Source organism: Pantoea agglomerans (assembly GCF_020149765.1).
Classification (GTDB): Bacteria; Pseudomonadota; Gammaproteobacteria; order Enterobacterales; family Enterobacteriaceae; genus Pantoea; species Pantoea alvi.
On the sequence record NZ_CP083809.1, the window covers coordinates 2,880,346 to 2,894,947 of the forward strand.

The 14,602-nt window shown below is 58.9% G+C and carries 14 protein-coding genes; 13 read left to right on the forward strand and 1 reads right to left on the reverse strand.

Translation table 11 applies throughout. The features are described from left to right. Positions 1 to 37 precede the first annotated feature (37 nt). The 6 genes from corC to LB453_RS16585 all read left to right on the forward strand — a co-directional run bounded on the left by corC (position 38) and on the right by LB453_RS16585 (position 6,063). Positions 38 to 919: a CNNM family magnesium/cobalt transport protein CorC gene (gene corC / locus LB453_RS16560; protein WP_103794985.1), complete on the forward strand. Its 882-nt coding sequence runs from the start codon at positions 38 to 40 to the stop codon at positions 917 to 919. A gap of 4 nt (positions 920 to 923) precedes the next feature. Further along, positions 924 to 2,447, forward strand: a complete 1,524-nt coding sequence (lnt, locus tag LB453_RS16565) for an apolipoprotein N-acyltransferase (protein WP_103794986.1) — start codon at positions 924 to 926, stop codon at positions 2,445 to 2,447. A 417-nt stretch (positions 2,448 to 2,864) separates the two neighbouring features. Beyond that, positions 2,865 to 3,764, forward strand: coding sequence for a glutamate/aspartate ABC transporter substrate-binding protein (locus LB453_RS16570; RefSeq protein ID WP_103794987.1), 900 nt, complete (start codon positions 2,865 to 2,867; stop codon positions 3,762 to 3,764). Between the two features lie 155 nt (positions 3,765 to 3,919). Next, positions 3,920 to 4,660 carry an amino acid ABC transporter permease gene (locus LB453_RS16575; protein ID WP_103794988.1) on the forward strand — a complete coding sequence of 247 codons (741 nt, stop codon included), beginning with the start codon at positions 3,920 to 3,922 and terminating at the stop codon, positions 4,658 to 4,660. Then, positions 4,660 to 5,337, forward strand: coding sequence for a glutamate/aspartate ABC transporter permease GltK (gltK, locus tag LB453_RS16580; RefSeq protein WP_103794989.1), 678 nt, complete (start codon positions 4,660 to 4,662; stop codon positions 5,335 to 5,337). The genes LB453_RS16575 and gltK overlap by 1 nt, the downstream gene beginning before the upstream one ends. Continuing rightward, the gene (locus tag LB453_RS16585) at positions 5,338 to 6,063 is read left to right on the forward strand and encodes an amino acid ABC transporter ATP-binding protein (RefSeq protein ID WP_103794990.1); all 726 of its coding nucleotides are present in this window, start codon (positions 5,338 to 5,340) and stop codon (positions 6,061 to 6,063) included. A gap of 116 nt (positions 6,064 to 6,179) precedes the next feature. Here LB453_RS16585 and LB453_RS16590 read toward each other — a convergent pair whose 3' ends face one another. Further along, positions 6,180 to 6,668, reverse strand: coding sequence for a zinc ribbon-containing protein (locus tag LB453_RS16590; RefSeq protein ID WP_103794991.1), 489 nt, complete (start codon positions 6,666 to 6,668; stop codon positions 6,180 to 6,182). A 224-nt stretch (positions 6,669 to 6,892) separates the two neighbouring features. On the opposite strand from LB453_RS16590, the gene leuS reads away from it, so the two are divergent. The 7 genes from leuS to mrdA all read left to right on the forward strand — a co-directional run bounded on the left by leuS (position 6,893) and on the right by mrdA (position 14,598). Beyond that, the gene (gene leuS, locus LB453_RS16595) at positions 6,893 to 9,475 is read left to right on the forward strand and encodes a leucine--tRNA ligase (RefSeq protein WP_103794992.1); all 2,583 of its coding nucleotides are present in this window, start codon (positions 6,893 to 6,895) and stop codon (positions 9,473 to 9,475) included. 14 nt (positions 9,476 to 9,489) lie between these two features. After that, complete coding sequence (gene lptE, locus LB453_RS16600; RefSeq protein WP_103794993.1) at positions 9,490 to 10,083, forward strand: LPS assembly lipoprotein LptE; 594 nt, start codon at positions 9,490 to 9,492, stop codon at positions 10,081 to 10,083. Further along, positions 10,080 to 11,111, forward strand: coding sequence for a DNA polymerase III subunit delta (gene holA / locus LB453_RS16605; RefSeq protein ID WP_103794994.1), 1,032 nt, complete (start codon positions 10,080 to 10,082; stop codon positions 11,109 to 11,111). Before lptE ends, holA begins: the two co-directional genes overlap by 4 nt. Then, complete coding sequence (gene nadD, locus LB453_RS16610; protein ID WP_103794995.1) at positions 11,104 to 11,748, forward strand: nicotinate-nucleotide adenylyltransferase; 645 nt, start codon at positions 11,104 to 11,106, stop codon at positions 11,746 to 11,748. The genes holA and nadD overlap by 8 nt, the downstream gene beginning before the upstream one ends. 119 nt (positions 11,749 to 11,867) lie before the next feature. Further along, positions 11,868 to 12,185 carry a ribosome silencing factor gene (rsfS, locus tag LB453_RS16615; protein WP_103794996.1) on the forward strand — a complete coding sequence of 106 codons (318 nt, stop codon included), beginning with the start codon at positions 11,868 to 11,870 and terminating at the stop codon, positions 12,183 to 12,185. A 3-nt stretch (positions 12,186 to 12,188) separates the two neighbouring features. Continuing rightward, entirely contained in the window at positions 12,189 to 12,659 is a 471-nt protein-coding gene (gene rlmH, locus LB453_RS16620; protein ID WP_081139401.1) for a 23S rRNA (pseudouridine(1915)-N(3))-methyltransferase RlmH, read from the forward strand. 34 nt (positions 12,660 to 12,693) lie between these two features. Next, on the forward strand, positions 12,694 to 14,598 hold the full coding sequence (gene mrdA / locus LB453_RS16625) for a peptidoglycan DD-transpeptidase MrdA (protein WP_224481523.1): 1,905 nt from the start codon (positions 12,694 to 12,696) through the stop codon (positions 14,596 to 14,598). Positions 14,599 to 14,602 lie beyond the last annotated feature (4 nt).

Genomic DNA, 14,602 nt, shown 5'->3' on the forward strand with positions numbered 1-14,602 from the left:
CGACCACCCTCACCAGAGAGATCTCTAAAAAAACGCCATGAGCGACGACCATTCTCAAAACAGCGACGCACCCAGTAGTAAAAAGGGATTTTTTTCCCTGCTTATCAACCAACTGTTTCACGGCGAACCGCAAAACCGTGATGAACTACTGGAGCTGATCCGCGACTCCGAGCAAAAAGAGCTGATTGACGAAGATACCCGCGACATGCTCGAAGGGGTGCTGGATATTGCAGAGCAGCGCGTGCGCGACATTATGATCCCGCGTTCGCAAATGATTACCCTGAAGCGCAACCAGTCGCTGGATGAGTGCCTGGACGTGATTATCGAATCCGCGCATTCACGTTTCCCGGTAATCAGCGAAGATAAAGACCATGTCGAAGGCATTTTGATGGCGAAAGATCTGCTGCCGTTTATGAGCAGCGAATCTGAGCCGTTCAGCATGGAAAAAGTGCTGCGCCCGGCGGTTGTGGTGCCGGAAAGCAAGCGCGTCGACCGCATGCTGAAAGAGTTCCGTTCTCAGCGCTATCATATGGCGATCGTTATCGATGAGTTTGGCGGCGTGTCCGGCCTGGTCACTATCGAGGATATCCTTGAGCTGATCGTCGGCGAAATCGAAGATGAATATGACGATGAAGAAGATCGTGATATCCGCCAGCTAAACCGCCAGACCTATACGGTGCGCGCCCTGACCCCGATTGAAGATTTCAACGAGGTGTTCGGCACGCAGTTCAGCGACGAAGAAGTGGACACCATTGGCGGACTGGTGATGCAGGGATTCGGCCATCTTCCCGCCCGGGGAGAGAGCATTGACATCGACGGTTATCATTTCAAGGTCGCCATGTCCGACAGCCGTCGTATCATCCAGGTACATGTAAAAATTCCGGAAAATTCGCCGTTACCCCAACTGGATGACGAATAACTCTATGTCTCTGGCCCTGCTTTACCCGCGCCAGCGGGTACGTTTGTTGCTGGCATTGTTAACGGGTGCCCTTGGCACCCTCGCCTTCTCGCCCTATGATTTTTGGCCCGCCGCGCTGCTGTCGCTGTGCGGCCTGCAGCTGCTGACGCTGGATCGACGCAGCGGCCAGGCCACCGCCATCGGCTTCGCCTGGGGCTTTGGCCTGTTCGGCAGCGGCATAAACTGGGTCTACGTCAGTATCGCCACCTTCGGCGGCATGCCCGGCCCGGTCAACGTCTTCCTGGTGATTTTGCTGGCCGCCTATTTATCGCTCTACCCCGCGCTGTTTGCCGGCGTGCTGAACCGCATCTGGCCGCGCGCCACGCTGTGGCGTCTGGCGCTGGCGGCCCCGGCGCTGTGGCAGCTGAGCGAGTTTCTGCGCGGCTGGGTGCTGACCGGCTTCCCCTGGCTGCAGTTCGGCTACAGCCAGATTGACGGCCCGCTGAAAGGCCTGGCACCGCTGGCGGGGGTGGAAACCCTCACCTTTATTTTGATGATAGTCGCGGGTCTGCTGGCCTACGCGCTTCACCAGCGCAGCGTGAAAAGCGCTATCGCCGCGCTGCTGCTGCTGGCGCTGCCCTGGCCGCTGCGTTATATCCACTGGACCCAGCCGCAGCCGGCGCGCAGCGTCGACGTCGCGCTGGTGCAGGGCAACATTCCGCAGTCAATGAAGTGGGATCCGCAGCAGCTGCTCAGCACGCTGCGCGCCTATAACGGCCTGAGCCAGCCGCTGATGGGCCGCGCACCGCTGATTATCTGGCCAGAGTCGGCAATCACCGACCTGGAGAGCAATCAGCAGCCTTTCCTGCGCGCACTCGACGACGAGCTGCGCCAGCGCGGCAGTGCGCTGATTACCGGCATCGTCGATTCCCGACTGGAGCAGAACCGCTATCACGACTACAACTCGGTGATCGTACTGGGCGGCGCGACGCCCTACAGCTACCAGAGCACAAACCGCTATCAGAAAAATCATCTGGTGCCTTTCGGTGAGTTCGTGCCGCTGGAAAACCTGCTGCGGCCGCTGGCGCCCTTCTTCGATCTGCCGATGTCATCCTTTAGCCGCGGCGACTATCTGCAGCCGCAGCTGCGGGCGGCGGGCTACCACCTCACCAGCGCCATCTGCTATGAGATTGTGCTGGGGGAGCAGGTGCGCGCCAATTTCCATCCCGACACCGATTTTCTGCTTACCGTCTCCAACGATGCCTGGTTCGGCCACTCTATCGGCCCGTGGCAGCATTTCCAGATGGCGCGCATGCGCGCGCTGGAGCTGGGCCGACCGCTGCTGCGCGGCACCAATAACGGCGTAACCGCCGTGGTAAATGCGCAGGGCGAAGTTGAGAAGATCCTGCCGCAGTTTACCCGCGGCGTGCTGCTGGATAAGGTGACGCCGACCACCGGCGAAACGCCATACGCCCATGCCGGTCTCTGGCCGGTCTGGCTGCTGACGCTCTGCGCCGCGCTGCTGGCGCTGTGGCGTCGCAAAGCCTGATCTGCCCTACGGCGGCGAGCGCGCTGCTCGCCGCCTTCTCCCCATATTCCGCTCGCCTTCTCCCCTTCTTCCACGATTTTCTGCTGCGCCATTGATCTGGCACGATGCTTGCTATCAGTAACACGGTTTCCTGTAAACCGGGCGGAGTGACGCGTTAATGCAGGCTGGACTGCACCGTTAAAAGGCACAGGAGCGCACCTTTAGCGCGCAACCCGGTAAATACGCCTCAATTTGGTGCGGAACACCTCGCAAATTAAGAAACTTTTTCGTTTCATAACGTTAACAATCCGCTATGTTAGTAAATATTCTTAGCGCGCCGACGCGATGAGATAACAAAAAAAGCAGCAGGAAATACACACAACATCACACATCTGCGCAGTTTATATTCTGCGCGACATATCTCGAAGGAGTTGGACCATGCAGATTCGCAAAGTGGCATTATCGCTTTTGCTGGCAGGCGTAGCGGCAGCGGGCGCAGCCCAGGCGGAAGACCTCAGCGGCACCCTGAAAAAAATCAGCGATAATGGCGTTATCGTTGTAGGACATCGCGAGTCATCTGTTCCTTTTTCTTATTACGACAACCAGCAAAAAGTCGTGGGCTATTCGCAGGCTTACTCCAGCGCCATCGTTGAGGCGATTAAAGCGAAGCTGAACAAGCCGGATCTGCAGGTCAAAATGATCCCGATTACCTCACAGAACCGTATTCCGCTGCTGCAGAACGGCACCTATGACTTCGAGTGCGGCTCCACCACCAATAACCTCGAGCGCCAGAAACAGGCTGCGTTCTCCGACACCATTTTTGTTATCGGCACGCGTCTGCTGGTGAAAAAAGGCGGCGACATCAAAGATTTCGCTGACCTGAAAGGCAAAACCGTGGTCGTTACCTCCGGCACCACCTCGGAAGTGCTGCTGCATAAGCTGAACGACGAGCAGAAAATGGATATGCGTATCATCAGCGCAAAAGATCATGGCGACTCGTTCCGCACGCTGGAAACCGGCCGCGCCGTCGCCTTTATGATGGATGACGCGCTGCTGGCTGGCGAACGCGCCAAGGCGAAGAAGCCGGACAACTGGGAGATCGTCGGCACGCCGCAGTCGAAAGAGGCCTATGGCTGTATGCTGCGTAAAGAAGATGCGCAGTTCAAAACCCTGGTCGACGATACCATCGCTAAAGCGCAAACGTCGGGCGAAGCCGCGAAGTGGTTCGATACCTGGTTCAAGCAGCCGATTCCGCCGAAGAACCTGAACCTCAACTTCGATCTCTCAACGGATATGCAGGCGCTGTTTAAAACGCCAAACGACAAAGCACTTAACTAACAACGACAACAAGGGCGGCCTCGCTGCCCTCTCGATTGCTGAAAACCCGGCGCGGACAGACAAGCTGCTCAGGTCGTTCCCCTGAAGCAGGCCATACAGACGCCGTTCATCAATCTTCAGGGTAGCTTAGCTACCCTTTTTTACCGGAGCTCGTTATGGGTATCGACTGGAACTGGGGCATCTTTCTCGAACAGGCCCCGTTCGGCAACACGACCTACCTTGGCTGGCTGTGGTCCGGTTTTCAGGTGACCATTGCGGTCTCCTGCTGCGCCTGGATTATCGCCTTTCTTGTAGGATCTTTATTCGGCATTCTGCGCACCGTGCCTAACCGCCTGCTTTCGGCGATCGGCACCTGCTATGTCGAGCTGTTCCGCAACATCCCGCTGATCGTGCAGTTCTTCTTTTGGTATCTGGTGGCACCGGAGCTGGTTGGCGAGAAGCTCGGCATGTGGTTCAAAGCGGAGCTGGATCCCAATATCCAGTTTTTCACCGCGTCGGTGATCTGTCTCGGCCTGTTTACCGCCGCTCGCGTCTGCGAGCAGGTGCGCGCCGCGATTAACTCGCTGCCGCGCGGGCAAAAGAACGCCGGGCTGGCAATGGGCCTGACGCTGCCGCAGACCTACCGCTACGTGCTGCTGCCCAACGCCTACCGCGTGATTGTGCCGCCGATGACCTCGGAAATGCTTAACCTGGTGAAAAACTCCGCTATCGCCTCCACCATCGGGCTGGTGGATATGGCGGCGCAGGCGGGCAAGCTGCTCGACTACTCGGCGCACGCCTATGAGTCGTTTACGGCGATTACGCTGGCCTATATCGCCATCAACCTGGTGATTATGCTGATTATGAGTCTGGTGGAGCGCAAGGTGCGCCTGCCGGGTAATCTGGGAGGAAAATAATGTACGAGTTTGACTGGAGTTCGATTCCTCCCAGCCTGCCCTACCTGCTTAACGGCATGGTGATTACGCTGAAGATCACCGTAACCGCCGTGGTATTCGGCATTCTCTGGGGCACGCTGCTGGCGGTAATGCGGCTGTCGACCTTTAAGCCGATCAGCTGGTTCGCCCGGCTCTACGTAAACCTGTTCCGCTCTGTCCCGCTGGTGATGGTGCTGCTGTGGTTTTATCTGGTGGTGCCGAGCTTTCTGCAGCAGGTGCTAGGGCTGTCGCCCAAAACCGATATCCGCCTTATTTCGGCGATGATCGCCTTTTCGCTGTTTGAGGCGGCCTACTACTCCGAGATTATTCGCGCCGGTATTCAGAGCATTTCGCGCGGCCAGTCTAACGCCGCGCTGGCGCTCGGCATGACGCACTGGCAGTCGATGCAGCTGATCATTCTGCCGCAGGCGTTTCGCGCCATGGTGCCGCTGCTGCTGACGCAGGGCATCGTGCTGTTTCAGGATACCTCGCTGGTTTACGTGCTGAGCCTGGCCGACTTTTTCCGCACCGCGTCGACAATCGGCGAGCGTGACGGCACCCAGGTGGAAATGGTTCTCTTCGCCGGTCTGGTCTATTTCGCGATCAGCCTGAGCGCTTCGCTGTTGGTCAGCTATCTAAAAAGAAAAAGGACGGTTTAAATGATTAACCTGAAAAACGTTTCTAAGTGGTATGGTCACTTTCAGGTGCTGACCGACTGCACGACCGAAGTCCAGAAAGGGGAAGTGGTCGTGGTATGCGGCCCATCGGGCTCGGGCAAATCGACCCTGATCAAAACCGTGAACGGCCTGGAGCCAATTCAGCAGGGCAATATTCTGGTGAACGGCATCGAAGTGAACAACAAGAAAACGAACCTGGCGCAGCTGCGCAGCAAGGTCGGCATGGTGTTCCAGCACTTCGAGCTGTTTCCCCATCTCAGCATTATCGATAACCTGGTGCTGGCGCAGGTAAAAGTGCTGAAGCGCGACAAGGCCGCCGCGCGGGAAAAGGGATTAAAACTGCTGAATCGCGTCGGGCTTTCCGCCCATGCGCAGAAGTTTCCCGGCCAGCTGTCGGGCGGCCAGCAGCAGCGCGTAGCGATTGCGCGCGCGCTCTGCATGGATCCTATCGCCATGCTGTTCGACGAGCCGACCTCGGCGCTCGATCCGGAAATGATCAATGAAGTGCTCGACGTGATGGTGGAGCTGGCGCAGGAAGGCATGACGATGATGGTGGTCACGCACGAAATGGGCTTCGCCCGTAAAGTAGCGAACCGCGTCATTTTTATGGATGAAGGCAAGATTATTGAAGATACGCGTAAAGATGACTTCTTTAATAATCCGCAGTCCGATCGCGCGAAAGATTTTCTGGCGAAAATTCTGCACTAGCGGGTAGGCCTGGCGCTTGCGCGCCAGAACCCTCTCGCTGCCAGCCGGCCTGCGACACGCTTGTCGCGGGCCGTTTTACTCTTCGGACGCGTTCATCCGCAGCACACTCGCCCTTCTTACGGCTCAAAGGGCTGACGCTGAAACTGATCGTGTCCGCACTCCGGGCAGCGCGTTAAGATCTCAGGCGTATAAATCGCGCGCGTAAAGTGACACTTCTCGCACACCAGATTGCCCAGCCCCACCACCTCGCCGCTCTGATAAACCCCGTGATGATGCAGATCCTGGAACACCTCGCGCCACTCCAGCTGGCTCTTGTCGGTAATATCCGCCAGCTCTTTCCACAGGCTCTCGCGCATGATGCGCATAAAGAGCGAATCGTTCACCTTCTCTGGCTGATGGATCTCCTGATAGCTGCGTGCAAACTCTTGTAAATCTCGTCGAACCGCCGCCAGCGCCCGATCGATTTCGTCGGGCGTCGCGGCGTCGCTGGCCATCAGCTGCTGACGTCGCGACGTCACCAGTGCGTCAATATCCCGATCGCCCTGGCGCAGGCGCTCGGTCAGCGCGGCCAGGGATTCACGGTAAATCTGCGCTACTTTGTTCATTTTATTCTCCTTTCTGCGCGGGTATGCCAACTTTAAGTTTAGCCGCTTTGCGCCGTTTGCCGCGCTGTCTGGCAAAGCGAATCGGAATATGCGAGCGGGATACGCCCTTCTGCGAGAAATCGCCGCAACAGGGCGGTGAAGTGTTGTTGACCGGCAGCCATATGGGTATGCTATGCGGATCTTAAAGTAAGCTAAGCGTTATTCATTAAGGACCACAGGCTGCCATGCAAGAGCAATACCGCCCGGAAGAGATAGAATCCCGCGTCCAGCAACACTGGGACGAAAACCAAACGTTCAAAGTGACCGAAGATGAGAGCAAAGAGAAATATTACTGCCTCTCCATGCTGCCCTATCCTTCTGGCCGCCTACATATGGGCCACGTGCGTAACTACACCATCGGCGACGTGATCGCCCGTTACCAGCGTATGCTCGGCAAAAACGTGCTGCAGCCCATCGGCTGGGATGCGTTCGGCCTGCCGGCGGAAGGCGCGGCGGTAAAAAACAACACCGCGCCCGCCCCCTGGACCTACGACAATATCGAATATATGAAGAACCAGCTCAAACTGCTGGGTTTTGGCTATGACTGGAGCCGCGAGCTGGCGACCTGCAAGCCGGAATACTACCGCTGGGAGCAGTGGTTCTTCACGAAGCTCTATGAAAAAGGCCTGGTTTATAAAAAAACCTCGGCGGTGAACTGGTGCCCGAACGATCAGACGGTGCTGGCGAACGAACAGGTTATTGATGGCTGCTGCTGGCGCTGCGACACCAAAGTCGAGCGCAAAGAGATCCCGCAGTGGTTCGTTAAAATCACCGACTATGCCGATGAGCTGCTTAACGACCTCGATACGCTGGAAGACTGGCCGGAGCAGGTCAAAACCATGCAGCGTAACTGGATCGGCCGTTCCGAAGGGGTGGAAATCACTTTCGACGTCGCCGACAGCGAAGAGAAAGTCACCGTCTACACCACCCGTCCGGACACCTTCTTCGGCGCCACCTACGTCGCGGTCGCCGCGGGTCATCCGCTGGCGCTGCAGGCCTCAATGGGCAACCCGGTGCTGGCTGACTTTATCGCCGAATGCCGCAATACCAAAGTCGCCGAGGCAGAGATGGCGACGATGGAGAAAAAAGGCATGGCCACCGGCCTGTTTGCCATCCATCCGCTGACCGGCGACAACGTGCCGGTCTGGGTAGCTAACTTTGTTCTGATGGAGTACGGCACCGGCGCCGTTATGGCGGTTCCGGCGCATGACCAGCGCGACTGGGAGTTTGCCACCAAATACGATCTGCCGATCAGGCCGGTTGTGCTGAACCAGGACGGCAGCGAGCCGGACGTCAGCGCCGCCGCCATGACGGAGAAAGGCACCCTGTTCAACTCCGGCGAGTTCGACGGTCTGAGCCATGAAGCGGGCTTCAACGCTATCGCTGACCTGCTGGCTGCGAAAGGCGTCGGCGTGCGCAAGGTCAACTACCGCCTGCGCGACTGGGGCGTATCCCGTCAGCGCTACTGGGGCGCACCGATTCCGATGGTGACGCTGGAAGACGGCACCGTGATGCCAACGCCAGAAGATCAGCTGCCGGTGATCCTGCCGGAAGATGTGGTGATGGACGGTATTACCAGCCCGATTAAAGCGGACCCGGAGTGGGCGAAAACCACGGTAAACGGCCAGCCGGCGCTGCGTGAAACCGACACCTTCGACACCTTTATGGAGTCCTCGTGGTACTACGCGCGTTACACCTGCGCCAACTACGATGAAGGCATGCTGGATCCGGCGGCGGCCAACTACTGGCTGCCGGTCGATCAGTATGTGGGCGGTATCGAACACGCCATCATGCACCTGATGTACTTCCGCTTCTATCACAAGCTGCTGCGCGATGCGGGCCTGGTTACTTCAAATGAACCCGCTAAGCGTCTGCTCTGTCAGGGCATGGTGCTGGCGGACGCCTTCTACTACCTCGGCGCGAACGGCGAGCGCAACTGGGTCTCTCCCATCGACGTCACCGTCGAGCGCGACGAGAAAGGCCGCATTGTGAAAGCGACCGACAGCCAGGGCCGCGACGTGATTTACGCCGGCATGAGCAAAATGTCGAAGTCGAAAAACAACGGCATCGACCCGCAGCTGATGGTTGAGCGTTACGGTGCGGACACGGTTCGCCTGTTTATGATGTTCGCCTCACCGGCGGAGATGACGCTGGAGTGGCAGGAGTCAGGCGTAGAAGGGGCGAACCGCTTCCTGAAGCGCGTCTGGAAACTGGCTTACGAGCATACCGCGAAAGGGGCGACGACGGCGCTGGATATCAGCAGCCTCAACGACGATCAGAAAGCGCTGCGTCGCGATCTGCATAAAACCATCGCCAAAGTTTCCGACGATATCGGTCGTCGTCAGACCTTTAACACCGCTATCGCGGCGATTATGGAGCTGATGAACAAGCTGGCGCGTGCGCCGCAGGAAAGCGAGCAGGATCGCGCGCTGATGCAGGAAGCGCTGCTGGCCGTAGTTCGCATGCTCTATCCGTTCACCCCGCACGCCAGCTATGTGCTGTGGCAGGCGCTGGGCGGCGAAGGCAGCGTGGACGACGCCAGCTGGCCGGTAGCGGACGAGGCGGCGATGGTGGAAGATTCGCTGCTGGTGGTTGTGCAGGTAAATGGTAAAGTCCGTGGTAAAATTACCGTGGCCGCCGATGCAACGCAGGAGCAGGTTCAGGCTCGCGCCGCCCAGGAACATCTGGTGGCGAAGTACCTTGACGGCGTCACCATCCGTAAAGTGATTTATGTACCCGGCAAACTGCTTAACCTGGTCGTAGGTTAAGTTCAGGAGGAACTGTGCGACATCTGATTATCAGGCTGTTTGTCCTGCTGGCGGTGATGGTTACCGCCGGCTGTGGTTTTCACCCGCGCGGCACCACGCAGGTGCCGAGCGAGCTGAAAACGCTGATCTTGAACAGCGGCGATCCGTACGGTCCGCTGGCGCGCACGGTGCGTCAGCAGCTGCGTATCAACAACGTCACTATCGTTGAGGATACCAAACAGAACCGTACCGATATCCCTACGCTGCGCCTTGGTGGTGAAACGCAGGGCCGCGATACCGCCTCGGTGTTTATCAGCGGTACAACGGCGGAGTACTCGCTGATGATGAACGTGACGGCGCAGGTTCTGCTGCCGGGCAAAGGCATCTATCCGATCAGCACCACGGTTTATCGTTCATTCTTCGATAACCCGAACGCGGCGCTGGCGAAAGATGCCGAGCAGGAGATGATCGTGCAGGAGATGCGCCAGCGCGCCGCCGAGCAGCTGGTGCGTAAACTGCTGACCGTGCACGCCGCGCAGATGAACCAGAAAGAGACGCTGCCGGCGTCGGCCAGCGAACCTGCGGTGCCCGCGCCAGCCTCCTCCTCTTCCGCTACCCGTACGCAATGATCAGGATCTATCCTGAGCAATTAGGCGCGCAGCTCCGTGAGGGGCTGCGCGCCTGCTATTTGTTAGCCGGAAACGAGCCGCTGCTGCTGCAGGAGAGCGCCGACGCGATACGCGCCGCCGCCGTTGCGCAGGGGTTCGAAGAACATCTGAGTTTTACGCTCGACGCCCAGACCGACTGGGAAAGCCTCTTTGCCAGCTGTCAGGCGCTCAGCCTGTTTGCACAGCGTCAGACAATGACGCTGCTCTTCCCGGAAAATGGCCCCAACGCCGCGATGGCCGAACAGCTGAATAAGCTGGCGGGCCTGCTGCACGGCGATATTTTACTTATTTGCCGCCTGGCGAAGCTGACCAAAGCCCAGGAGAACAGCGCCTGGTTTAAGGCGCTCTCTGCCCATGGCGTACTGGTGCCGTGCCAGACGCCGGAGCAGGCGCAGCTGCCGCGCTGGGTGGCGACGCGCGCTAAAAGCATGAAGCTCTCGGTAGACGACGCGGCGATCCAGCTGCTCTGCTACTGCTACGAGGGCAACCTGCTGGCGCTGGCGCAGGCGCTGGAGCGTCTGTCGCTGCTCTGGCCCGACGGCAAGCTGACGCTGCCGCGCGTCGAAGAGGCGGTCAGCGATGCGGCGCACTTTACGCCGTTTCACTGGGTGGACGCCCTGCTGGCGGGCAAAAGCAAGCGCGCGCTGCATATTCTGCATCAGCTGGAAAAAGAAGAGAGCGAGCCGGTTATCCTGCTGCGCACGCTGCAGCGCGATTTAATGACGCTGCTGCACCTGCAGCGCCATCAGGCGCAGCAGCCGCTGCGCACGTTAATGGATCAGCAGCGCATCTGGCAGAACCGCCGCGCGCTGTTTACCGAGGCGCTGCAGCGCCTGGACGGCGCGCGCCTGCAGCGCGCGATTCACCTGCTGACGCAGATTGAATTAACCCTGAAGCAGGACTACGGGCAGCGTATCTGGCCGCAGCTGGAGACGCTCTCGCTGCTGCTCTGTCATCGCCATTTTCCTGCGAGCTTCGCCAGTGTCTGAACTCCACGCCCTGTTCGGCGGCACCTTCGACCCTATCCACTTCGGCCATTTGCGGCCGGTAGAGGCGCTGGCGCAGCAAACCGGCCTGGCGCGCGTGCTGCTGCTGCCCAACAACGTGCCGCCGCATCGCCCGCAGCCGGAAGCGAGCGCGACGCAGCGCGTCGATATGCTGCGCTGCGCCATTCGCGACCGGCCGCTGTTCGATATCGATACCCGCGAACTGCTGCGCGAAACGCCGTCGTGGACGGTGGCGACGCTGGAGGCGCTGCGCGCTGAACGCGGGCCGGCGCAGCCGCTGGGATTTATTATTGGCCAGGATTCGCTGCTCAACCTTTCAGGCTGGCACCGCTGGCAGGATTTGCTGTCGCTTTGTCATCTGCTGGTGTGCAAGCGCCCGGGCTATCCGGCCCAGATGGCGACGCCGGAGATGCAGCGCTGGCTGGACAGCCATCTGGCGAGCGAGACCTCGCAGCTGCATCAGCAGCCTGCGGGCTTTATCTGGCTGGCCGATACGCCGCTGGTGGATATCTCCGCCACGGAAATTCGTCAGCGCCGCCGCCAGGGGCTCTCCTGCGATCGGCTGCTGCCGCCGGCCGTTATCGACTATATCGACCGCGCAGGCCTCTATCTGAAATAAGCGCCGGTCGGACGTATATCACACAGGCAAAGGCGTGCTATACTGCGCGGCTTAATTTTTTGGCTGCCTTATCGGGGCCAGCAGCCGGCCCGCTACAATCCGTATTAAAGGGGAACCTTTTGCAAGGTAAAGCACTCCAAGAGTTCGTTATTGATAAGATTGATGATCTTAAAGGTCAGGATATCGTCGCGCTCAACGTTCAGGGTAAATCCAGCATCACCGACTGCATGATCATCTGTACCGGCACCTCGACGCGTCACGTCTCGTCTATCGCCGATCACGTGGTGCAGGAGTCGCGCGCCGCCGGATTGATCCCGCTTGGCGTAGATGGCAAAAACACCGCTGACTGGGTAGTGGTCGATCTGGGCGACGTCATCGTACACGTCATGCAGGAAGAGAGCCGCCAGCTTTATGAGCTGGAAAAACTCTGGAGCTGACGCGTGAAACTGCAGCTTGTAGCCGTAGGCACGAAGATGCCCGACTGGGTGCAAACCGGTTTTACTGAGTATCTGCGTCGTTTTCCCAAAGATATGCCGCTGGAGCTGGTAGAAGTCCCTGCCGGAAAACGCGGCAAAAACGCCGATATCAAGCGTATCCTGGAAAAAGAGGGCGAAGCGATGCTGGCCGCAACCGGCAAGGGCAACCGCATCGTCACGCTTGATATTCCCGGCCAGCCGTGGGAAACGCCTCAGCTTGCTCAGCAGCTGGAGCGCTGGAAACAGGACGGCCGCGACGTCAGCCTGTTGATTGGCGGTCCGGAAGGATTATCGCCCGCCTGCAAAGCCGCCGCCGAGCAGAGCTGGTCGCTTTCCGCGTTGACGCTGCCTCATCCGCTGGTGCGCGTGCTGGTCGCTGAAAGCCTCTATCGCGCCTGGAGCATCACCGCCAATCATCCTTATCATCGTGAATAACCGGTAAGGCTAACCCCGACATTTTAAGTAGCGGATGAAATTACAAAGCAACGCCTTTCGCGATTACAGTGCCGAACAGAAACTCTTTGTCCGTCGGGCGCTTATTGCGTTCTTCGGAATTCTGGTGCTCTCCAGCGTGCTGGTGGTCAATCTTTACCACCTGCAAATCCTGCGCTTTGAAGATTACAGTACCCGCTCTAACGAAAACCGCATCAAGCTGGTGCCGGTGGCGCCGAGCCGCGGCATTATCTACGACCGCAACGGCACCGCGCTGGCCCTCAACCGCACCATCTATCAGGCGGAGCTGGTGCCGGAAAAAGTCGACAACCTCAAGCAAACGCTGGAAGATCTGCGTCCGGTGCTCGATATCACCGACGAGGATCTCGACGCCTTCGATAAAGAGCGCAAGCGCTCACGTCGCTTTACCTCTATCCCGGTCAAGGTCGGCCTCAACGATGTGCAGGTGGCGCGCTTCGCCGTTAACCAGTACCGCTTTCCCGGCGTTGAGGTAAAAGGCTATCAGCGTCGCTACTACCCGTACGGCCCGACGCTGACGCACGTGGTCGGCTACGTCTCTAAAATCAACGACCGCGACGTGGCGCGCCTCGATAAAGAGGGCAAGTGGCCAAACTACGCCGCAACGCACGATATCGGCAAGCTGGGCATTGAAAGCTATTACGAAGATGTGCTGCACGGCATTACCGGCTATGAAGAGGTCGAGGTCAATAACCGCGGCCGCGTAATCCGCCAGCTGCACGAGCAGTCGCCACAGGCGGGACGCGATATCTGGCTGACTATCGATCTCAAGCTTCAGCAATATATCGAAACCCTGCTGGCCGGCAGTCGCGCGGCGGTGGTGGTGAGCGATCCGCGCACCGGCGAAATCCTGGCGATGGTCTCCACACCCAGTTACGATCCCAATCTTTTTGTCGACGGCATTTCGAGTAAAGATTATCGCGGCCTGCTCAACGACGAGAATCGCCCGCTCTATAACCGTGCCATTCAGGCCTCTTATCCCCCCGCCTCGACGGTGAAGCCCTACGTGGCGGTCTCTGCGCTCAGCGCCGGGGTTATCAACCGCAACACCAGCCTGTTCGATCCCGGCTGGTGGCAGCTGCCCGGCTCGGAAAAGCGCTACCGCGACTGGAAAAAATGGGGCCACGGCCGCCTCAACGTTACCAAATCGCTGGAGGAGTCGGCGGATACCTTCTTCTATCAGGTGGCGTATGACATGGGCATCGATCGCCTCTCTGAGTGGATGAACAAATTCGGCTACGGCCACCGCACCGGCATCGATCTGCCGCAGGAGAGCGCCGGTAATATGCCGACGCGCGACTGGAAGATGAAGCGCTTTAAAAAGCCGTGGTATCAGGGCGATACCATTCCGGTGGGCATCGGCCAGGGCTACTGGACCGCGACGCCGCTGCAGATGAACAAGGCGCTGATGATCCTGATTAACGACGGCGTGGTAAAAGTGCCGCACCTGCTGCGCGCCACCCGCGAGGGACGCACCATGGTGCCCTGGCGTCAGCCGCCGGGCGAGCCGATCGGCGACATTCACTCTGGCTACTGGGAGATCGCCAAAGACGGCATGTATGGCGTGGCGAACCGCGCAAACGGCACGGCGCATAAAAGCTTTGCCGACGCGCCCTATAAGATCGCCGCTAAATCGGGTACCGCGCAGGTCTTCGGCCTGAAAGAGAACGAAACCTATAACGCGCATAAAATTGCCGAGCGGCTGCGCGACCATAAGCTGATGACCGCGTTTGCTCCCTATGACAAACCGCGCGTCGCCGTCACCATGATCCTGGAGAACGGCGGCGCAGGCCCGGCGGTCGGCACGGTGATGAGACAGATTCTCGACCACATTATGCTGGGCGATAACAATACGGCTCTGCCGGACGCGGTCCCTACCCCGCCCGGCTATGAAGGTGAATAACGAT